At 48.6% G+C, this 20973-nt stretch carries 19 protein-coding genes and 3 pseudogenes; 14 read left to right on the top strand and 8 right to left on the bottom strand.

All coding sequences use genetic code 11. From position 1 onward, the window contains the following. Window positions 1-30 precede the first annotated feature (30 nt). From CHH28_RS19810 to CHH28_RS02700, 5 genes and pseudogenes are all read left to right on the top strand, one after another. Window positions 31-252 (top strand): hypothetical protein, encoded by a 222-nt coding sequence (locus tag CHH28_RS19810; protein ID WP_157729737.1) that lies wholly within the window; start codon window positions 31-33, stop codon window positions 250-252. A 49-nt stretch (window positions 253-301) separates the two neighbouring features. Beyond that, window positions 302-685, top strand: coding sequence for a transposase (locus CHH28_RS20490; RefSeq protein ID WP_094058567.1), 384 nt, complete (start codon window positions 302-304; stop codon window positions 683-685). Continuing rightward, a pseudogene (locus CHH28_RS02710) lies at window positions 652-1080 on the top strand (IS5 family transposase); the annotation flags it as partial. The gene CHH28_RS20490 and the pseudogene CHH28_RS02710, both read left to right, overlap by 34 nt. Beyond that, window positions 1077-1424: a GNAT family N-acetyltransferase gene (locus CHH28_RS02705; protein ID WP_199243988.1), complete on the top strand. Its 348-nt coding sequence runs from the start codon at window positions 1077-1079 to the stop codon at window positions 1422-1424. The pseudogene CHH28_RS02710 and the gene CHH28_RS02705, both read left to right, overlap by 4 nt. Before the next feature lie 21 nt (window positions 1425-1445). Next, a complete protein-coding gene (locus CHH28_RS02700) occupies window positions 1446-1874 on the top strand; it encodes a GNAT family N-acetyltransferase (RefSeq protein ID WP_094058859.1) in 429 nt (142 codons plus the stop codon). A 619-nt stretch (window positions 1875-2493) separates the two neighbouring features. On the opposite strand, the gene CHH28_RS02690 is transcribed toward CHH28_RS02700, so the two are convergent. Next, window positions 2494-4575, bottom strand: a complete 2082-nt coding sequence (locus tag CHH28_RS02690) for an Ig-like domain-containing protein (RefSeq protein WP_157729736.1) — start codon at window positions 4573-4575, stop codon at window positions 2494-2496. A 341-nt stretch (window positions 4576-4916) separates the two neighbouring features. Between CHH28_RS02690 and CHH28_RS02685 the strand changes: the two genes are divergently transcribed. Together CHH28_RS02685 and CHH28_RS02680 are read left to right on the top strand one after the other, a co-directional pair. Next, a complete protein-coding gene (locus tag CHH28_RS02685) occupies window positions 4917-5552 on the top strand; it encodes a TetR/AcrR family transcriptional regulator (RefSeq protein ID WP_094058856.1) in 636 nt (211 codons plus the stop codon). A 10-nt stretch (window positions 5553-5562) separates the two neighbouring features. Next, on the top strand, window positions 5563-7254 hold the full coding sequence (locus CHH28_RS02680) for an acyl-CoA dehydrogenase family protein (protein WP_094058855.1): 1692 nt from the start codon (window positions 5563-5565) through the stop codon (window positions 7252-7254). Between the two features lie 99 nt (window positions 7255-7353). On the opposite strand, the gene CHH28_RS02675 is transcribed toward CHH28_RS02680, so the two are convergent. Next, a complete protein-coding gene (locus tag CHH28_RS02675; protein WP_094058854.1) occupies window positions 7354-9111 on the bottom strand; it encodes a M66 family metalloprotease in 1758 nt (585 codons plus the stop codon). On the opposite strand from CHH28_RS02675, the gene CHH28_RS19805 reads away from it, so the two are divergent. Next, the gene (locus tag CHH28_RS19805; RefSeq protein WP_157729735.1) at window positions 9111-9317 is read left to right on the top strand and encodes a hypothetical protein; all 207 of its coding nucleotides are present in this window, start codon (window positions 9111-9113) and stop codon (window positions 9315-9317) included. The genes CHH28_RS02675 and CHH28_RS19805 overlap by 1 nt on opposite strands. A gap of 852 nt (window positions 9318-10169) precedes the next feature. On the opposite strand, the gene CHH28_RS02670 is transcribed toward CHH28_RS19805, so the two are convergent. Next, window positions 10170-10490 (bottom strand): GNAT family N-acetyltransferase, encoded by a 321-nt coding sequence (locus tag CHH28_RS02670; protein WP_094058853.1) that lies wholly within the window; start codon window positions 10488-10490, stop codon window positions 10170-10172. 51 nt (window positions 10491-10541) lie between these two features. Here CHH28_RS02670 and CHH28_RS20485 point away from each other — a divergent pair, with 51 nt between their 5' ends. After that, window positions 10542-10925 (top strand): transposase, encoded by a 384-nt coding sequence (locus CHH28_RS20485; RefSeq protein ID WP_094058567.1) that lies wholly within the window; start codon window positions 10542-10544, stop codon window positions 10923-10925. After that, window positions 10892-11320: pseudogene (locus CHH28_RS02660) on the top strand (IS5 family transposase); the annotation flags it as partial. The gene CHH28_RS20485 and the pseudogene CHH28_RS02660, both read left to right, overlap by 34 nt. Here the strand turns inward: CHH28_RS02660 and CHH28_RS02655 are convergent. Next, a complete protein-coding gene (locus tag CHH28_RS02655) occupies window positions 11306-11566 on the bottom strand; it encodes a GNAT family N-acetyltransferase (RefSeq protein WP_094058851.1) in 261 nt (86 codons plus the stop codon). The pseudogene CHH28_RS02660 and the gene CHH28_RS02655 overlap by 15 nt on opposite strands. 51 nt (window positions 11567-11617) lie before the next feature. Here CHH28_RS02655 and CHH28_RS02650 point away from each other — a divergent pair, with 51 nt between their 5' ends. Beyond that, on the top strand, window positions 11618-12550 hold the full coding sequence (locus CHH28_RS02650; protein ID WP_233243721.1) for a PhzF family phenazine biosynthesis protein: 933 nt from the start codon (window positions 11618-11620) through the stop codon (window positions 12548-12550). A 62-nt stretch (window positions 12551-12612) separates the two neighbouring features. Here CHH28_RS02650 and CHH28_RS02645 read toward each other — a convergent pair whose 3' ends face one another. The 3 genes from CHH28_RS02645 to CHH28_RS02635 all read right to left on the bottom strand — a co-directional run bounded on the left by CHH28_RS02645 (window position 12613) and on the right by CHH28_RS02635 (window position 17972). Beyond that, window positions 12613-14922 (bottom strand): glycosyl hydrolase family 18 protein, encoded by a 2310-nt coding sequence (locus tag CHH28_RS02645; RefSeq protein ID WP_094058849.1) that lies wholly within the window; start codon window positions 14920-14922, stop codon window positions 12613-12615. Between the two features lie 63 nt (window positions 14923-14985). Next, window positions 14986-16719, bottom strand: a complete 1734-nt coding sequence (locus tag CHH28_RS02640; RefSeq protein WP_094058848.1) for a glycosyl hydrolase family 18 protein — start codon at window positions 16717-16719, stop codon at window positions 14986-14988. Between the two features lie 380 nt (window positions 16720-17099). Next, window positions 17100-17972 (bottom strand): AraC family transcriptional regulator, encoded by an 873-nt coding sequence (locus CHH28_RS02635; protein WP_094058847.1) that lies wholly within the window; start codon window positions 17970-17972, stop codon window positions 17100-17102. Window positions 17973-18233: 261 nt separating this feature from the next. Here CHH28_RS02635 and CHH28_RS20480 point away from each other — a divergent pair, with 261 nt between their 5' ends. Both CHH28_RS20480 and CHH28_RS02625 read left to right on the top strand, forming a co-directional pair. Further along, complete coding sequence (locus tag CHH28_RS20480) at window positions 18234-18617, top strand: transposase (protein ID WP_094058567.1); 384 nt, start codon at window positions 18234-18236, stop codon at window positions 18615-18617. Further along, window positions 18584-19012: pseudogene (locus tag CHH28_RS02625) on the top strand (IS5 family transposase); the annotation flags it as partial. The gene CHH28_RS20480 and the pseudogene CHH28_RS02625, both read left to right, overlap by 34 nt. A 323-nt stretch (window positions 19013-19335) precedes the next feature. On the opposite strand, the gene CHH28_RS02620 reads toward CHH28_RS02625, so the two are convergent. Further along, complete coding sequence (locus CHH28_RS02620) at window positions 19336-19833, bottom strand: lactoylglutathione lyase family protein (RefSeq protein ID WP_094058846.1); 498 nt, start codon at window positions 19831-19833, stop codon at window positions 19336-19338. 144 nt (window positions 19834-19977) lie between these two features. Here CHH28_RS02620 and CHH28_RS02615 point away from each other — a divergent pair, with 144 nt between their 5' ends. Next, complete coding sequence (locus CHH28_RS02615) at window positions 19978-20859, top strand: LysR family transcriptional regulator (RefSeq protein ID WP_094058845.1); 882 nt, start codon at window positions 19978-19980, stop codon at window positions 20857-20859. Window positions 20860-20973 lie beyond the last annotated feature (114 nt).

The raw sequence follows: 20973 nt of genomic DNA, 5'->3' as shown, positions 1-20973 counted from the left end.
CAACTTAAACCCGCACTTTCAGGAGTATTTGTGCAGATCGTAGCCGCGACACCGCAAGATTTAGAATCATTTTTTACCTATCTTCAGAGCCAACTTAGTGACAATGCCTCAAATGGCCAACCACTGTTCCAACCGTTGGCAAAAGCCCATCGTCATCTATCAGAGACAACTCGAAACAAATTCATCCATGGCTTCGACCACGGCTTAGGGAAGTCGGCCTGGCGCAAACTTTGGTTAGAAGCTGTTTCATAACCTTCAGTCCGATATAATAATCAAAACTATCAGCTTCAACTCCTCCACCATGAAACGTTCAACCTCAGAACTGACCGACCAACAGTGGGCACACATTGAGCCTTGTTTACCCAGCCTGCCTCGTGGCAAAGGGGGTCCCAAACCTATCAGCAATCGAGCCTGTTTCGAGGGCATTTTATGGGTCTTACGTTCAGGTGCGCGCTGGCGTGATCTACCCGAGCGCTATCCTTCACCGAGTACCTGCTGGCGCCGCCTTCAGTACTGGGAAGAGCAAGGTGCATGGGTCAAAGCCTGGCGTAAGCTTCTTCGCGTTCTGGATCAACAGTCGCGCTTAAATTGGGAAGAATCGTTTTCTGATGGTAGTTTTGCACCCGCAAAAAAAGGGGCCTCGGTGTTGGAAAAACCAAGCGTGGTAAGGGGTCGAAGTGGATGATAGTCGTCGATGGCGAAGGCATTCCAATCGGGCTGACACTTGGCTCAGCGTCACCGGCGGAGGTCAATCTGATTGAGGCTTTGTTAAATGTTTCCTATGGCAAGAGCAAGGTGAAGCGTTTGATTTACGATAAAGCGGCAGACTCTGATCCTCTGCGAATGGCGTTAAAGAAACGGGGCGTTGATCTCATTTGTCCACATCGTCGAAACAGGAGAAAAGCGCCGCTGCAAGATGGTAGAAAGCTGAGAAGGTACGACCGTCGCTGGAAAGTAGAGCGCACTTTTGCTTGGCTTGGAAATTATCGGCGATTAGTGGTTCGATGGGAAAGAAAGCTCTCAATGTATCGAGCCTTCTTTCACGCCGCCTGCATGATGATCGTGCTAAAGAAGTTGTGAAACAGCTTCTAGCCAAAGACCAAGACGGCCACATAGTTGGCCATATCGACCTGCGACACCATGGCGATGCTTATAAGTCTCACCGGTTACTGCTGGGTATGGGAGTCGATAAAAGCATGCGCCAGCAAGGCTTGGGGATGCGCTTACTACAGCATGCTATTGAATTCTGTCGGCAACAGGATGGCATAGATTGGCTTGATTTAAATGTGCTGTCGGCTAATACACCCGCGAGGAATCTGTATCTCAAAGCCGGATTTGAGATAATCGGCGAGATGAGCGACTGTTATCGCATCGATGGCGAACAAGTCGCGGAGACCAGCATGACACTGAGCACATCTGGTTAACGGCCCAGCAAGGAATATCGTGTGATCAAAGAACTAACGGATGAATTTATAGAGCCCGTATTTACGTTAATGAAAGCCAATATGGAGCCCTACTACATCGCCCGAAATGAGCCCTGGAACGAAGAGCCGATTCGCAAGCACTTTCTCGATCAGCATGGCATTGTTCTAGAGCAAGATGGTCGTTTAAAGGGCTTTTCTTTCTATCAACTGATCGGTGAGCGCCTGCATATACATACGCTACACATTCCACCCGAGCTACAAAATAGAAATATTGGCGGTCGCTTCCTCATATGGTACCGCCAAAAAGCGAATATCCTTGGACTTAAATATATCAGCTGTGGCGTTTTCGCCAGCAACCAGGCGCGCGACATGTATCGTCGTATTGGCTTTGAGGAAGTTGGCGAAGACAATGGCGTCATCCAGATGTCATTGCCTGTGACGGAATCTTAAAATTCAACCCAGATCTTTGAACCATGACCTGGTTCCAAACAGCCTTCCAAGGCCTGTGAAAACTAGGATGGTTTTAGGTATTTTGATGATCTGGGTTAATTAAACCAAAGCACTGTAAATAGTAACATGATCACCTGCTAGTCGTGCTTGTCTTTTTCACGTTTTGCAACACCATAGATTAAGGCAAACACCACCGTTGAAAAAACTGACAAGAAAACGCTTGGCCTGCAAGCTAAATCGAGAACCACAGCAGCGAACAACAACCAAATTGAAAAGTTTAACGTTATAAAAATCAGTGGCATCAAGTTTTTCCACATTAGCTTTTTTCTCCCGGAATGACACCACAACAAGCCTTGGTGCTTATCCTATATAAAACGAACCCGGTGCATGCACTCAAAAACCAAGTATATTAGCGACAAAACTCTATACAACCTCTGCTAGCCCTATAGGCTTGGCTGATATCAATATGTAACTTTGCTGCTATAGCAGCAAAGTTACGGTAAACACTGAGAGTATTGTGAACTAGAAAACTGATTTATCACAATAATGAAACGACCTCAGAACATTAGTATTCCAAGGTCGTTCATGGCCCAATTACTGACAGTATTGCAGCAGCAAATTACTGAAAAACCGCTTTCACAACCATTATATCCGTTTTATTACCCGACTGTGGTTGGTTAACCAAATAAGTGAAAGTGCCATCATCATTGCTAGTCAGTCCGGAGATAAATGGAGGTTGGCTGAATGCATAACCGTCACTAGTGGCTGACTTGAAGGTCGCCTCCGCACCAAACTTCGCTAGTTTTATTGAATCCCCACGACTTGAAGCACCGCTAAAGGCAGAATAAAAATCCCCATCGAGGCCAGCCGACAGTGGCTGATTAGTGTAGGAATAGCCACTCGCATCATCGCTATGTGCCACCAGCTTACCTTCGTTAGAGTAAACTACGGCAACATGTGCATTGCTCTCATTTATGCCCTGACCAATGATAGCGAAGCGTCCATTAGTGAGCTCAACGACATCACCTAGATTACCGTGAAATAGCTTGCCAGCATTATTCCACGCAGCCACTTCTATTAGCGCTGAGTTAAGAATCTGCAGGTAGGCACCGGTCTGAATAATACTGCCGGTACCATCAACTTCCGGCATCGCCATACCAGCCAATAACAGCTCACCAGCGGCTGTTTGCACCAGTTTATCAATAGATACTCGCTTCACACCCGTCACTTCAGGCAGTTCGATTGGGTCTGAGACTGTGCCATCACCAGAGCCAATAGCATGCACATAGTACTCAGTTCTTTTCGTGCAGCCATTGCAGCCTGCTTGGCCCCACTTCGCGGCAGATGCATACAATGAACCGTTGAATTCAACCACATCGAGAAAATCATAGCGCTCAGCAACATTTTCCGGGCGGTAAGTCACCTCCCACAAGCTGCTGCCTTGGTTGCTGAGTTTTAGTGCAACACCACTGTTGGCACTGGCGTCACTGCCAACAGCAACGATGGAGCCATCGGCCAGTTCAACAATGTCTTCAAATCGGCTTCGGCCTGCAGCGTTATCAATGTATTGCCACTCAACCTTACCTTGATCATCGAGTTTAACAATCCAATTGTCGCCTTCAGTATCGACGCTAGCAGAAACCTCTTGCGACAACGTTGTGCCCAGCACTATATAGCCACCCCGATTCGAAGAAATCAGTTGCTTCGCCGTATCCTCACCCGAGCCGCCAAGAATCCTGCTGAACACGCCCAACTCTAATAATTCAGGTTGTGAAGGCTGAGAAGCTTGATTGAGTGAGTTGATGCGCGTCAAACGCCACTCATAGCGGCCCGTAGGTAAGTCAGATAGCAGCAGCTCATTGCCAGAAATATCCTCATGCACCGAGGAGTCTTCCTCATTAATCAGACTGGTTAGTTCAACATTGTATGTGCTGTCTTCACTCATATCCTGCCAGGATAAACGCACATCATAGCCTGACTCGGACGGTGAGATTTCAGCCGCATTCAGCGCTGGCAGGTCGGTAGCAGCCACCTCAAACGTCACCGACTCACTCCAAGGGCCAACCCGCTCTTGATTAAAGGCACGATAGCTCAGCTCGTATTCGCCAACAGCTAAATCTGTTAGCTCTACTTCTGTAACCTGCGTTTCTATCTTTTTCTCGATATCTTCATTGATATATTTGACTTCATACTTAGTGGCGCTAGGAAGCTCGTTAAAAGCAACCGTCAGCGAGTTCTGGTCTTTCAGCACTGCATTGGCGATACCCGGTTCAAAGCCCAACATTTCAGTGGTAGAGGTATCCACATACACATAAAAAAGCTGGTTACTGCGTACTTCATTGCCGCCTTTAGTAACGGCCTTTAGCATCAGAGTATGAGAATCGTTATCTGCCCAGTAGTATGAAGCCCAAGGGATTTGCCAAGGCTCACCATCCGTGTCACGTGCCACTTCAATACCATCAACAAATAACGCTACTTCCTGTACATCCGCTGCTTCTGGAATATTTGCACGAACATTGACGATAGAGTCATATACCACCGACCGATTAAACGGCTCCGTGATAGTGATCTGATCCGCACGCAGGTCTTGATCCGCTGGTACACCTTCCACCTTATCTTTGTCTTGTTCAGACGACTGGCAACCAACCAGCGCCATAGACAAGCACACCATCGTGCCCAGTGCTTTTATTGTTGATACCACATCATACTCCAGTCACATTCATTCAATTTGCTCAAATATCATCAGCTAAATAACCATCCAGCGAAGAGCATTAGGGATGATTTCCAGGGCATCGATACCGATGTATCCAAGGCAGGCGCGGCATTATCCAGTTTTTGTAGTGCCGATAAAGCACCGCTAAAGCGAAGAAAAATAAAGTGTGACTGGCGTCCGTTTTTATCACCTTGCCAGATGAGAGGAAGGCAACCACTGACACCTTTCAACCCTTCCAAAGTACAGCCAAGGTAAATTGAGCGGCCTATCCCGACCTTGCCATAAGAAGTGAACAGTGATTCACTTCTTTAAAAATACAGAGCACTGCCATGGCCTATCGTGAAACCGAGCATACACGTCAGCGCAAAGCCGAGACTCGTCAGCGCTTACTAGAAGCCGCCCGTCAGCTGGTGGCAGAGCAAGGCTTTGCAGCCGCAACAGCCGCTGCCGTGGCCCAGCGCTCGGGCGTTGCTGCCGGCACCATTTACCGGCATTTTCCCAACAAGTCGGAGCTGGTGGCGGAAGTCTTTCGCTATGCCACCGAACATGAAATTGCCCAAGTAAAGGTGGCCAGTGAGCTGGGCGAGAGTGCAAGTGAACACTTACATCATGCCGTTCATGTCTTTGCCCAACGCGCTTTGCAAGGCGCCACTCTGGCGTATGCCCTGATCGCTGAACCCGTCGATCCGCGCGTTGAGCGAGAGCGGCTGAAATATCGCTTTGCTTACGCCGAGCTGTTTGAAGATTTGATTCACAGCGGCATTGAAGCACAAGAATTTTCCCAACAAGACACCGCAGTGAGTGCGGCAGCTCTGGTGGGCCTGTTAGCCGAAGCATTAGTTGGGCCTTTATCGCAACGTTTTCGTGATCAGTCCCGCGACAGCAACACGCCAGACAATCCCTACTTAATCGAGCAATTAGTGACATTAAGCTTGCGCCTACTGGGCGCTAATCCATCACCTTAGGAGCCATAATATGGGTGCACAGTCCTCAACCGCTCGCGAGCAACACTTGGCCCAAGCCGATACCCACGAGGTGTTTAACCAGCCTACTGCGCTGGAGAACTTTAATGCCTACCAATCTGATGTGGCGCTGCAACACTGGACGCGCGTTTACGGCGGCGATTGGGCCAGTGAGCGCTTACATGCCTACGGCGAACTATGCGGTGGTGAATTAATCGAAGCGGGTTTTTTAGCCAATGAAAACAAACCGCAGTTTTATCCCCATGACCGCTTTGGCCAGCGTATTGATTTAGCCAAATTTCACCCGGCCTATCACCAGCTGATGCGTAGCGCGATTGATGCGCAAGTCCATTCGCTGCCTTGGGTGTCGCCTAAGGCTGGCGCTCATGTGGCGCGGGCGGCACTGGAGTATATGCATATGAATGCCGATGCCGGTTCTGGTTGCCCGCTAACCATGACCTTTGCAGCGGTACCCGCGATCCGCCATAGCCCCACTCTAGCGAAAGAGTGGTTGCCAAAAATCATGGCGAACCGATATGACCAGCGCAATGTTCCCTATTTTGAAAAAGAGGGTGTGACCATTGGCATGGCGATGACGGAAAAGCAAGGTGGATCGGATGTGCGTGCCAATAGCACTCGAGCCTACCCTGTGTCAGAGCAACAAGGGAATGGCGCAGAATATGAACTGATTGGGCATAAGTGGTTTTGCTCAGCACCTATGTGCGATGCCTTTTTAGTACTGGCCCATACGGATAACGGCTTGTCGTGCTTTTTAATGCCACGCTGGCGTCCGGATGGCAGTAAAAATCAGATGTTTATTCAACGTCTGAAAAATAAATTAGGCAATATCTCTAATGCTTCATCCGAGATCGAGTTTCGTGGCGCCTTTGCCTGGATGGTCGGCGATGAAGGCCGAGGGGTGCGCACCATCATAGAAATGGTGGCCATGACCCGTTTTGATTGCATGGTCGGCTCATCAGCACTCATGCGTGCAGCCGTCGCTCAAGCCATTCACCATACCAGCGGTCGCAGCGTATTTGGCAAGAGCTTGCATCAGCAACCACTGATGCAAAATGTACTGGCTGATCTCACCATCGAAAGTGAAGCAGCCCTCGCCATCAGTATGCGAGTAGCTCATGCACTGGATCATAGCGATGATCCACAACAAGCATTGTTTCTACGCCTAGCGACCGCCGTCGGTAAATATTGGATTTGCAAACGCACTCCCCATTTGGCGTATGAAGCGATGGAATGCATCGGTGGCGTGGGCTATGTGGAAGATAATATATTGCCACGCATTTATCGCGAAGCCCCCGTCAACGCCATTTGGGAAGGCTCAGGCAACGTGCAGTGCCTGGATGTGTTGCGCGCTACTAATAAAGAGCCCAAGGTGATCGATGCCTTTCTGCAAGAACTGCAACAAGCTTGTGGTCACTATGCGGCCTATGATCAATTCGTAGCGGCATTGGACACGGAATTTAACGACCTTGAAACCTTGGAATACCGGGCACGCACACTGGTAGATAAACTCGCTATTGCTTTGCAGGCCAGTACATTGATTCAACAAGGTGAGCCTATGATCGCCGCCGCATTTGTTCGCTCTCGCATAGAAAGCCATGGTGGCATTAACTATGGCACCTTACCCTCCGATGTCGACTGCCAAGCCATTATTGTCAGAGCCAGACCACAGCTAGAGCATGCATAAACGCTTTCTTTTTTGGAACGGCAACCATCATAGCGTACGAGTCGATGTGGAAAAACGCCCTGCATTCAACGCAGGGCGGACACTCATACAGAGACCTTTTTACAACTGCTTCGTTAAAATGGCAGGTGCAGACATAACATCCGATGGTGTCAAACGCCACAGCATAGGCGTGTCCAGCAGCTCCAATTTACTGATGGCAGGCTGCCCCTCTGGTGCAACGATGGCTATGCTCCACATCCGAAAACTGTCTCCGTGGTTTTCATTTTGATAGTTGTCTTTCCATACAGTCGGCTCCCATTGCTTCCGAGCGCTGTCTTTTACAATGCGGTATGCCACACTGCCATCGCTGTAAGTTACCTTAAGAGTATAATCACAGCCTAAGCGCTTGCAGTAGTTAGAAAACTCCACCTGGCTTTGATCATCCGCCTCAAAGTTGATGTTATCCAAATGAGATTGATTGGTTGGATCCAGAAATGCAATGGCATTGCCCTGGTAACGGATTGGATTATAGAACTGTGTAATTTCGTCTGTACCGGCAAAGCTATGCGTGAACAGAATAAAGTCGGTTGTTTTGTCAAAGCTAACCGGATGATACTCTTTAATATCCCAAGCAGCTTTATGTGTAGTGACTGGGATAAAGTCCTGCCATTCGCCGGCCTCATCAATCAGCTGGAATCCATCTCCGCTCGCATTTAATTTACGTCGACCCAGCATCCACTTTTGCATTTTCCCAGCGCTGAAGTCAGAGAATAACGGGAAGTCTGCGTCCGGGTCTTTTTGCTCATCGGCGGAATGCATTGGCTCTAAACGATAACAGCGCCCGTCAGTCGTCTTCTGGAAAATTGCACCGTGGCGCATCAACCCACAATTGTAGTAAAACGATGTCGGTGTGGTCAGCGGAGATCTAAAATAGCCTTTGGCTTCGTCATATCCCCAAGCAGAGCCTTTTAAACTGGCCTCCTTATATGGGTACAAAGGGTTTTCACTATTTCGACTATCGCCCAGCGAATGGCTCAAGCTCATAGCATGACCACCTTCATGCCACAGTAAGCCAAAGGTCGGATAGCCCATCGAAGCACCAGAACCTAGGTATGCGACCCCTCCCAGCCCTCGGGTTTTAATTTTCTTATCGATGCTATGATCGATCAGCATAGCTGGAGCATAAGTAATATTGTTTAAACGCATATCGCCCGTGGTATAAACCACCTGCCAAACAATATCCAGTATGGGTGACATATAACTTGGATCGGAAGCGGATTCAATTTTTTTAGCTGGCGCCTCTCCGGAAGGCTTTTGAATTAAGTAGCTGGACTCGAATAACCCTAATGGATGGTTGACTATCCTCGTCGCTGAAAAAGGCATGCCTGCGGACGCCTGTCTTTTTGCATCGTCATCCGTCAGCATCTCCCTCAGATCGGCGGTAGAAAGCGGCATGTTATCGTCATTGGCGCCGTAGATTAAAAAAGGCAGAGAATACATGGTCAGATTCATTTCTGGATATAAATCCGGCTCAACAGCGGCAGATGGGAGTTGTCCTGCAGCGATTAATTGCACAGATATTCCCTGCTTCATATGCTCCGCAGGAATGGTGATAGACCAGAGTTCATCTGAATACTTGATATCTCCTCCCTCACTAGGTGGCAACCTATCTGGCGCATCAAGTTGCTGACGATATTGAAGAATATTGCTCTCGTCAAACAAGTGTAATTCAATAGAATCGGTGCCACCGGTTACAGATGCCAGCAACAGCGTATTACGATTCTCTACCAGCTTGTAGTCACCCGCTCCTTCTAACTCCCAACTGAGCCCTTGGGCGGGCAGTACATGAGATTGAGCAAACTCGATGGTCTTAATCAATGTTGGCGTGCTTACAACCTGATCATCACTACCTGGTGAGTCATCGCTGGTGTCATCGCTGGAGTCGTCGCTGGAGTCATCACTGGAGTCATCGCTGGAGTCATCGCTGGAGTCGTCGCTGGAGTCGTCGCTGGAGTCGTCGCTGGAGTCGTCGCTGGAGTCGTCGCTGGAGTCGTCGCTGGCACCCGGCACGTCGCTATTTATGACGTCGTCACTGGAATCAATTGCTGAGGTATCGTCGCTATCGCTCGTATCAGCGCCTGTTGAGTCACCACTATCTAAATCGCCAGTTTGTGATGATTCAGAGCTCTCTTGACCGCCTCGACCCGTGCTATTTCCTCCGCCACACCCAGACACGCTGGTTATCAGAAACAGCGAAACAGCTAACGCTGCTAGCTTCATACTCTTCTCCAAAAAGTAACTTTATTATTAATTAACCTGGGAGGAAAATGGCCTTCTAATAGAGAACCATTCCGTTAGAGTGAGAAGGAGCGTGTTATTATTTTTCTATCACTATACTGAAAACTATGCAAAGCGATGTCGTAATCATACATCAACTAGATTCGCATAACTTCGATAACCGCTTGATATTTATTCAAGTGGAAGATGAAAAATAATCATCGAATTATCAGAACACCAGCGTGACATAGTTATCAAAAACCAGAAATAGTCCTGTACATATCAAACAAGAATATGCAGAAATTTCACGACCAGAAACATGAGATACATGGCATGTATGGTTTTCTGGATTCTAAGGCCTACCATATAGACCGCCGGAGAGATAAAGCTGATAAATACAACAATAATACTTCAACAGAGATAAATCTCTTGTGCACTGTGATTATGCAGACCCTAATGCTAAGGCAATACCAACGTAAAAGCGTTGTAGCCCCATACAAAGGCAATACTAATTTGCACCACCAGTGCAGTCAGCGTACAAACAGATGCGCCACTCATAAGTCCTACATAGGCCCGGCATAGCTCCTACGAGGTCATTGATGGGCGCATCCTGTTTGTGAATAAACCTGAGCAATAGCCTCAAAGTTCGCAAGCGATAACTAGAGCCGCAACTGATAAACATCCACTTTCGCTAACTGACCATCTCGGTCCGGTCGCTCAAGGGTATGACTGTAGCTCATGCCAATTTTTTGCATCAAACGCCCCGAGGCGGGGTTAGATTGCAAATGCTCAGCAATGATTGTGCGAATCCCCATAGCAGTACCTGCCATCTCAACCAGGGCCGTTGCAGCCTCACTGCCATAGCCTTGATTCCAAAACGGCTCGCCCAACCAATAGCCCAGCTCAGCCTGATCGCCATTAATCGCCACCAAACTAATATTGCCAATCAGCTGACCACTGGTTTTTAGAAGCTGTTTCATAACCTTCAGTCCGATATAATAATCAAAACTATCAGCTTCAACTCCTCCACCATGAAACGTTCAACCTCAGAACTGACCGACCAACAGTGGGCACACATTGAGCCTTGTTTACCCAGCCTGCCTCGTGGCAAAGGGGGTCCCAAACCTATCAGCAATCGAGCCTGTTTCGAGGGCATTTTATGGGTCTTACGTTCAGGTGCGCGCTGGCGTGATCTACCCGAGCGCTATCCTTCACCGAGTACCTGCTGGCGCCGCCTTCAGTACTGGGAAGAGCAAGGTGCATGGGTCAAAGCCTGGCGTAAGCTTCTTCGCGTTCTGGATCAACAGTCGCGGTTAAATTGGGAAGAATCGTTTTCTGATGGTAGTTTTGCACCCGCAAAAAAAGGGGCCTCGGTGTTGGAAAAACCAAGCGTGGTAAGGGGTCGAAGTGGATGATAGTCGTCGATGGCGAAGGCATTCCAATCGGGCTGACACTTGGCTCAGCGTCACCGGCGGAGGTCAATCTGATTGAGGCTTTGTTAAATGTTTCCTATGGCAAGAGCAAGGTGAAGCGTTTGATTTACGATAAAGCGGCAGACTCTGATCCTCTGCGAATGGCGTTAAAGAAACGGGGCGTTGATCTCATTTGTCCACATCGTCGAAACAAGAGAAAAGCGCCGCTGCAAGATGGTAGAAAGCTGAGAAGGTACGACCGTCGCTGGAAAGTAGAGCGCACTTTTGCTTGGCTTGGAAATTATCGGCGATTAGTGGTTCGATGGGAAAGAAAGCTCTCAATGTATCGAGCCTTCTTTCACGCCGCCTGCATGATGATCGTGCTAAAGAAGTTGTGAAACAGCTTCTAGTTTGATTGCAAAGGCAGCACTGGTTCTAGCCTGCCAGTGTTTTGAATGGCTAGCAATCCATTGCTCTGCCATGCCATCCTCATAGGGGTAGGGCATATTCAATGTGGTCTTAGAGACATTAGGATTACCCTCCAATTTCTGCACAGAAGGTGCATCTGCAAGCTCAAATGGTTTAATCTCCAGTCGACTGGTTTCGATACTCGGCTGTACAGTTATCTTTGGTGGAGTTTTCATTGGGAATCCTTTACTTCATAAACTTATAGAGCATGACAAACATATCATTAAATGAGTCATTTGACCGACAACGAGGCACCGATTTCAATGGAGATTGAAGTTTTCTTAGTAAGCGCCTTTACCAGCCAGAACACAGATGGCCCCCAAAAAGACTGTAAAGGTACAGGCGGCAACCCAGCTGGTGTGGTATTCGATGCCGATATACTGTCGGATGCCGACAAGCTCGCTATTGCCAAAGAAATAGGTTTCTCTGAGACAGCCTTTGTCTCGCAGCATCACAGCGCCGACATGGAAGTCTCCTTCTTTACCCCCACTGATGAAGTCGATTTTTGTGGCCATGCAACCTTGGCAGTATTCGCCACCTTATATAACCTTGGCCAGCTAACGCCAGGACGGTATACACAATATACCAAAGCGGGCTTGCTAGCAGTCACCATAGAAGCTGATGGCCGTATCGTAATGCAACAAAGGTGCCCTGATTACTTGGGTACACTGCCTTACGAGCAAGTATCCGAGCTAATGGGTATTCAAGCCTCGGTACTGGCCTCTACTCAGCTACCGATAGAAATCATTACGACCGGATTAACCGATATCTTCGTTGCTGTACCTGAAGGTTATTTGGATAAGATTCAAATTGATAACAAAGGTCTGAGTGAATTTTGCAAACAACATTCACTGGTTGGTCTCCATGCCTTTGAGCTATTACAAGACGGCGACCTAACCGCCAGCTGTCGAAACTTTGCTCCGTTAGTTGGTATCCCCGAGGAATCTGCCACTGGCAGCTCAACTGGTGCATTGGCCTGTTATTTAAATAAGCATGTCTATACCGGTGATGGCAGCCATCATTTTACCTTTGAGCAAGGCAAAGCGATGAACTGCACCTCCATGCTGACGGCCCAGGTAGTGACTGAAGATAACAAGGTCAAACAGGTTCTGGTGGGGGGCTATGGCCGCGAAATTGCGCGCAAGCAAGTTGTGCTATAGCCAAGCAATGTCATAACCATTGGGGCTGAAAGATCTCAGCCCTAATGGCCCTGTCCCTCAATTTATAGCTTGCACACCATTTTCCACGAGCCATCCGAACCGGGTTCGCTCTGAGTCCACCAATTAGCCTGATAAATCACTCCCTCATGCAGCATTTTATCGCCTGTCGCTGCATGGTTAGGTTTGCCCGACCAATCATTTTGCGGCCAGTTTGGATAAGCGGGTATACCATCGACATTACAGCTACCGTCACCATTTCCATCGCCGTCATCTCCACCATTTAGATCTGCTATCGGCAATAATGGATACTCCTGACGTGTACCGTAAGCATGATCACCGACTAACACACGCATGCCATTAGGCAAAGGGACAGGCAGATAATAGTTCATCGTGATATCAACACTATCGCCAGCGGCCAGAGTCTTCCAGCCAGGCAAGGTTAACCGCACACGGTGAAAATTGTTTTCTAGTCCACCTTGGTTACCACCGGCGGCATTGCTGCCATCTGAGACAACGGTAAGTCCCATACCGCTTTGATCATTAATAACACTAGAGGTCGCAGTCGGCATATTAAATTCTACTTGGGTGCCACCGGGGATCGTTTGCTCGCCGCTATTACTTAACCTGAGTGTGGGATTTAATGGATAATTATTGTCGCCCACCTTATAGCCGACAAAGTCGTAACTCAAGGAAACCACCTGCTGTGGCAGCTCGACATTATCCGCTGCGACCACCTCATAAGGCGTTGCATCACGAAAGGCATTGTAGGCAGTGGTTGTTAGGCTATCGCCGATAAAATATTCCTGACGACCTGGCAACCAATCATAATCACCGGCCAGCTCCCAGAACATAATGCCACCCACTCCCTGATCGATAACATACTGTACTTTAGCCGCCATGGACTGCTCATCTTCGGTGGACAAAAATACCTTTTGCTCTGCATTCCATAGCCAAGGCGCTTGGGCGATATCATCATAATAACGCTGATAGTCTCCAGCCAGTTGCGCATCAGCTGGAAAGCCATAAGCTGTTAAATAAGAGCCCACAATACCTTGCTGTAGGTTCTTGGCATGCCACATAGGGTTGGAGCCCGCGCCTATCTCAGCGCCATTAGTATCCTTGTCGTGCCATAAATTATTGAGGCCCAGTGCTCCATATCCACACGGTGTTGAAATACCGGTACCTGGCGCACAGTCACTTTGCGAGGGCAATGCCGCCTTACCCCACAAGCCATGAGTTCCGCCTTGCACATTTTGCCAACCGCGAGTGTAATACGGCACACCTATATTGATGCGCCCGGCAGCGATGGCTCCGCGGAAATAGTGCACTGCCCAGTCGGTATTGAGGTAGCCGATATTGCCATACTGTGGTGTGCTATAGACCTTGCCTTCCTGCAGTTCCAGGTCATCACCGGTGTCGTATAAAGCCGCATTATGGCCGACGTAGTGATTCCAAGCACCGTGTAGGTCGTAACTCATGATATTGACAAAATCCAAGTACTGCACCACGTCAAAGTCTTCCATACCACGCAGCAGATAGGCGGAGCTAGGCGACGCTATGGTCAGTAAATAGTGCTTGCCATCTTCAACGGAAGCGCGGTCCAGAGTCTGACGCAAAGACTTCATCAATGCCTGATAAGAGCGCCACAAATTCTTACGCTGAGCATCGCTAAAGCCATAGTCGTCCGGATTACCGGCACCTTGCATAGAACTGGGGTATTCATAATCAATGTCCACACCATCAAAGTTGTAGCGGCGAAGGAATTCTATGGTTGATTCAGAAAATGCCTGAATACCTATTTCATTAATGCTTCCATCGGCATTGGTGGTCATGGAGTAAAAGCCGCCATTGGCAATACGCTCCCCTTGCTCGTTAAAAAAACCACCAGTTTCAGCCCAACCTCCGACAGAGATCAGCGTCTTCACATGCGGATACTGACGTTTATATTGAGTTAACAAGTTAAAGTGGCCTTGATATGGCAACGCCGGGTCCATTTCTGCACCAGAAACCCCAGGCCAGGTCATTCCCGTAGCGGGATTTTCCGGGTTAGCTACATTGCCTATCGATAACCGATAATTGTTATCTATATGGGCAAAGGCATAGTTAATGTGCGTGATTTTTTGCCAAGGAATATCCTTAACCAAATAGCTCGGCTGGCCATTTTTTCCATGCCGCCAACTGGTAAAATAGCCAATAATACGGCGTTGATGCTCAGTGCCTAGCTGCTCACGCCCGTCCTGATCATAAACACTGCAATAAGGTACTGGTGTGTCTGGTGTTGAATACAAACCGCTGGGCTTGCAGTTCTCATCGTTAGCTTGAGTCACATTGCTGATAGCGGCTAAAGCAACTAATAATAACTGTCGAATCATTATCGCTCTCCCTGGGGCCCTAGAGGAAACCTCAAATGAACCTCTAGCGGCCCGCTGTTAAAATTATTGGCCAACCTGGCTATGGCCCAGGCCTTGATGCATCGCATTGAGAATATGGCCGTTGTCAGCATCAATTTCCCAGGCAAAAATGCCACCGAGATTATTCGTTCGAACGTACTGCCCCTTAGCTTTAACCGAGCGTGGCGTATCAAAGGTAATTAATGTGCCGGCGCTGTAGTTCCATAAATACGATGCTTTGGCGATGTCATCCCAAAATAACTGGAAACCATCAATGCCTGTGCCATCGACGCCACCCATGTATTTTTGCTCGATGACTTTGTAATCTTCGATGCCCTTTTCCCATGAGCCGCTGATACCATCTCCACCCGTACCAGAAAATGGATCATCAGGCTGACCGCCGCTGACATTTTTCCAACCACGGCCATACATAGCAGCGCCTAGACCGATTTTTTCTGCTGGCACATTGCGGGATAACAAGTGTTGCACCGCATCATGCGCGCTAAAGCCGTCGATGGCCGCATCGGGCGCAGCATAAAGACCTGTTTGATGGCCCAGCACACCATTCCAAGCCCCGTAGTAGTCGTAAGTCATGATATTGATGTAGTCCATGTATTGCGCGGCTTGCTCCCAATCAACCTGAGACAGTTTTTCTACCCCGCCGCTCATCGCAGCGGTTAATTGATAATTACGGCCAGTTTCCTGACTGAGCGCATCCAGTGCTTGGCGCAGCTCTTTCATCAACACCACAAAGCCCGCACCGTCTTGAGGAGAGCCTAACGCCGGGTTAGCGCCGCCACCGCCTGGAAACTCCCAGTCAATATCGATACCGTCGAAGAAGTCGTATTTTTTAATAAAGGCAATCATAGAGTCGATAAAGATGTCTCGGGCTGCAGCATCTGTACCTATGTCATACAGTGGATCAGATAGCGTCCAACCACCGACGGAGGGCAGAATCACCAAGTCTGGCTGGGCATTGCTAAGGCGATACAGTTGACCAAAAATACCGCGAACTTCCTGATCCCATACATCGCCTGGGTAACTCTTTTCCAGTGCTGCAAACTTATCATGCACCACTACTTCGTAATCCTGCTTGTTGGCACATTGACTGACCAACGCGGAATACCCTTGTGGATTGGCTTGGGCAAGGCTGTCATTCGGGCCGCAAACCGGAATAAAGCCGTAGTACAGATGGGTCAGATTAGTGGAAGGAATATCAGCGACCTGATAGTCACGGCCATAAATGCCCCATTCAACAAAATACGCCCCTACCTGTTTACCACTGCTATTTTGATAGGCCTGATTGTTTTGTTTTAGTGGTTTTGGCCAATCGCTGTAATCCAGATCATCACCATCGGTCGGCCCTCCTGCCACCTTGACCGTGGCCTCTGCCGAGAGGCTACATAACTCTCCCGAGGCACTGACATCACAGAGTTTTACTTGATAACGATAGTTTCCGTTTTTTGACACTGTAACTTGAGTCGAGCCAGATTGAGCATTGGGGCTATTTTTGCTGATATCCGCTTGATGGATTTGCTCTCCATCCTGATACAGATACCAGCGACTGCCATTGGCGCCATACCATAGATTCCACTTCAGCGTGAAGTCTTTTGGCCCGGCGGAGATATTTTGCTCACCAATCCAGGCGATACTGGGGGTTGCTGGCTGAGTTAAGCTTTCCATTTGCAAATCATCTTTGGCCATTGCTGCTGGCACGCCAGCGGCCAATCCAAGGTTAACAATAAAAACAGTGGATAAAGAAAGTCGAGTAATGGGCATAGCAAAGTCCTTCGCTGTTGGCTATTGATAAAAACTCAATATGGTTTCATCAAGCGAAACCGAGCAAGCAACAGCTTAGGCGTCTCTGGCACGACTAAAATCGGATGAAATTACCATTCTCATGGTGGAAGAAATTTGTGCTAAAAAAATTGAATTGAAAAACCAAACAAACTAATTCTCAGGCACCAGCCAGAGCACGAATCGGTTGCTTATTTAAAACTACTAATAAATAGAAAAACTCCATCATAAAATTTGATAACCTCTATACAATATAACAATAAGCCCATCGACCAAAGTATAATAAAACCACAAAAGCTTCATGGCTTTTAATTATTCAAACAAGCGCCCCTGAAGGGCGATGCCCTTCAAGGTCTATCAAGCTACTTTAAATAGCAGTTGATGCGAGTTAACAGTTCGCTAACCGGCGTGGTTTTGGGATCGTTCAGGTACTCTTCAAATGCTGGAAAGTCTGCCATTTCTTCACCGCTATTGGGCAGCCATTGGCCAAACAAATACGAGTAGGCTTTTTCCAGCTCAGCATAAGGGCCTTTAAAGACCAGGCTGGCACAGCGGCCACCCGGCAGTGATAGCACTTCGACACCTTCACCGGCATGGCTTTGAGCATCTTTAATACTGATGCAGGCATGAGAGCGCAATTCACTTTCTGGCACACTGTCGGGATCCTGATAATAAATACCAAGGGTACGGGTTGTCGGCCCTAATAGCTGCTTAGTGGCGGCGTAGATATACAGCTTTTCAAACGCTTGGCCAATATTTAGGTATGAGCCTTGGTGGGCAACGGCTAACAGCTCAGCTGCTGGGTTTTCAGTAATTTCAACGGTATACATAGGGGGCATCTCAGGTTGAGGTGCCAGCATAGCGATAAACGGCTCTAGTTTGACTGGCTGCTGCTGGCGGCTACGACGATAGTCCGCAGGCGTTTCTCCAAACTGAGCACGAAAAGCCCGGCCAAATGCTTCACTACTGGAATAGGCCGTTTTGCTGGCAATGCGCGATATTGGCCAGTCACTCTGGATGAGTAACCCAGCCGCATGATGCAGGCGCAAGCGACGTACCGTGACGTTGACAGGTTCTCCTGAGATCTGACGATAGATACGATGAAAGTGGTACGGTGACAAAGCCGCCACATCGGCCAACGTATTGACGTCTAAATCCTGGTCAATGTGTTGGTAGATGTAATCCACCACGCGGGTTAGGCGTTTACGGTAATGCTCCCCGGTACTGGCTTTCATAACTTGCTCCTGAGTGTCGGCTTGAGAGTCAAACCTTGATGCCATAGTAAGAAAAGCCAACTGACAATGTTTGCGCTTTTTTCACACCTACGAATCATGATCTGATCTAGAAAACAGTCGGCCTTTTTTAGACGCTACGATACTGCGTTGTTATTCTCCCCGGCTAAAACAGCATTCAGATCCAAGATGTATTGCTAGAAGCTGTTTCATAACCTTCAGTCCGATATAATAATCAAAACTATCAGCTTCAACTCCTCCACCATGAAACGTTCAACCTCAGAACTGACCGACCAACAGTGGGCACACATTGAGCCTTGTTTACCCAGCCTGCCTCGTGGCAAAGGGGGTCCCAAACCTATCAGCAATCGAGCCTGTTTCGAGGGCATTTTATGGGTCTTACGTTCAGGTGCGCGCTGGCGTGATCTACCCGAGCGCTATCCTTCACCGAGTACCTGCTGGCGCCGCCTTCAGTACTGGGAAGAGCAAGGTGCATGGGTCAAAGCCTGGCGTAAGCTTCTTCGCGTTCTGGATCAACAGTCGCGGTTAAATTGGGAAGAATCGTTTTCTGATGGTAGTTTTGCACCCGCAAAAAAAGGGGCCTCGGTGTTGGAAAAACCAAGCGTGGTAAGGGGTCGAAGTGGATGATAGTCGTCGATGGCGAAGGCATTCCAATCGGGCTGACACTTGGCTCAGCGTCACCGGCGGAGGTCAATCTGATTGAGGCTTTGTTAAATGTTTCCTATGGCAAGAGCAAGGTGAAGCGTTTGATTTACGATAAAGCGGCAGACTCTGATCCTCTGCGAATGGCGTTAAAGAAACGGGGCGTTGATCTCATTTGTCCACATCGTCGAAACAGGAGAAAAGCGCCGCTGCAAGATGGTAGAAAGCTGAGAAGGTACGACCGTCGCTGGAAAGTAGAGCGCACTTTTGCTTGGCTTGGAAATTATCGGCGATTAGTGGTTCGATGGGAAAGAAAGCTCTCAATGTATCGAGCCTTCTTTCACGCCGCCTGCATGATGATCGTGCTAAAGAAGTTGTGAAACAGCTTCTAGCAATATATCAATACACAAATAGCCGCTGATACAGGCAATAAAAATAGCCACAACGGCGCGAAAGTCATTCACAGCGAACACCCTTTTCATAGTTATAGTAGCCAGTGTAGCGCTGGTGTTTGCTGGGGCGCCAGTGGCCAAAGGGTACGCTGTGAACGACTCGTCTTTTTGTCAGACCCCGAAGGGCTGGAGGCCGTTTTTCCCTGAGCTGTGTTATTCGCAGCTTATTTAACCCGCTAAACCACACGCCTCATGTCTTGCTCAAGAAAAAACCGCCTTCCAGCAGCAGAGCCAAACAATATGAACAGGTTCTAATAAGCACCAGCGCTGTAAATCAACTCATAGCTGTGGCTGTAGATTTCCAGAATGTTGCCAAACGGATCTTCCATATAAATCATACGATATGGCTTTTCACCCGGGTAATAATAGCGCGGCTCTGGCATACGCCGTTTGCCTCCGGCCGCGACTATTTTTTCTGCCAGCCCTTCCACATCGGGGTCTTGCACGCAGAAATGAAAGATGCCGGTTTTCCAGTACTCGAAGTTATTCTCTGGATTTTGCTGGTTGGGAAACTGAAACAGCTCTACGCCAATACGATCGCCCGTGGATAGATGCGCAATACGAAAGCTGCCCCAACCTGGGCCAAAAACATCGCTGCACATATCGCCGATGGCACTGTCGTCTTCGTCGATCTGTGTGGGCGGCATGATCAAATACCACCCCAGCACTTTGGTGTAAAACTCGACGGCAGCATCGAGGTCTGGCACGGATATGCCGATGTGCGAGAAGGTGCGTGGATACGCTGACATATGAGTAACCTATGGGTCGTGTGTTTGAGTTCAACGACAGGCTAATAGCGGACTATGATTATGTTAAATTATCATTTGTGATAATAATGATTTTGCATTGTTATTATTCATGTGACAGGAGAGGTGTCATGACATCAGAGCACAATGATTAACCCGGTTTGGCTGCGTACTTTTTGTACGCTGGTGGAGGTGAATCACTTTACTCGCACCGCCGAGCGCTTGCATATGACGCAACCGGGCGTTAGCCAGCATATTCACAAGCTTGAGCAGCAGCTGGGGCACACCTTGCTCGAGCGTCAGGGCAAAGGGTTTGCCCTGTCTAATCACGGCGAGCGGCTGTATCAGCGTGGTCGCCAGCTATTGCAGCAGTGGCAAGGCTTGGAGCAGCACGTGCGGGAGGACCCGGAAGACGAAGGCGTGGTGCACATACTGTCGCCAGGTAGCATTGGCCTGAAGTTCTACCCGCAGTGCCTTGAACTGCAGCAGCGACACCCCAAGCTGGTTGTGGATTATCGTTTTGCCCCGAATCTCGCCATTGAACAGGCACTGGTGGCCGGTGAGGCCGATGTGGGGTTACTGACTGAGCTGCCGCGCCATGGTGAGCTGTTGTGCCAACCGATGGCGGAGGAGGCACTGCTGCTGGTGACGAGCAGCAAAGAGACAGCAATCAGCTGGCAGCGATTGCTAGAGCTGGGTTTTATTAATCATCCGGACGGTGCCTATCATGCCCGGCGTTTATTGAGCGCGAACTTCGGTGAGTTTGAATCCGTATCGCAATTGCCGGTGACTGGGTTTTCTAATCAAATCGGGTTGATACTTGAGCCGGTGGCGCGAGGTTTAGGGTTTACCGTGCTGCCAGAAACCGCGGTTGCAATGTTTCCCCAAAAAAAGGATATAAGGAGTCATTTACTCACTCATGCAGTGTCTGAAACTATATATCAAGTGAAAAATAAGCACTCAGCTGAACTTGCTAGAGTTCGTTTTTTCGAAGGTCAACTGAGGTCGTTGTTTTCTACAAAAGTGTGATAATAGAGATCGGTGTGAAAGTTGCGTGGACAGCGACATCTCCTCATTTGGTTCGTTTTAACATGGTTTTGAACAGTAGGTTACAGATTTTCAATATACTGGCTGTTCACTTTC

Source organism: Bacterioplanes sanyensis (assembly GCF_002237535.1).
GTDB classification, from domain to species: domain Bacteria; phylum Pseudomonadota; class Gammaproteobacteria; order Pseudomonadales; family Oceanobacteraceae; genus Bacterioplanes; species Bacterioplanes sanyensis_A.
This window is presented reverse-complemented; position numbering and strand designations above follow the sequence as displayed.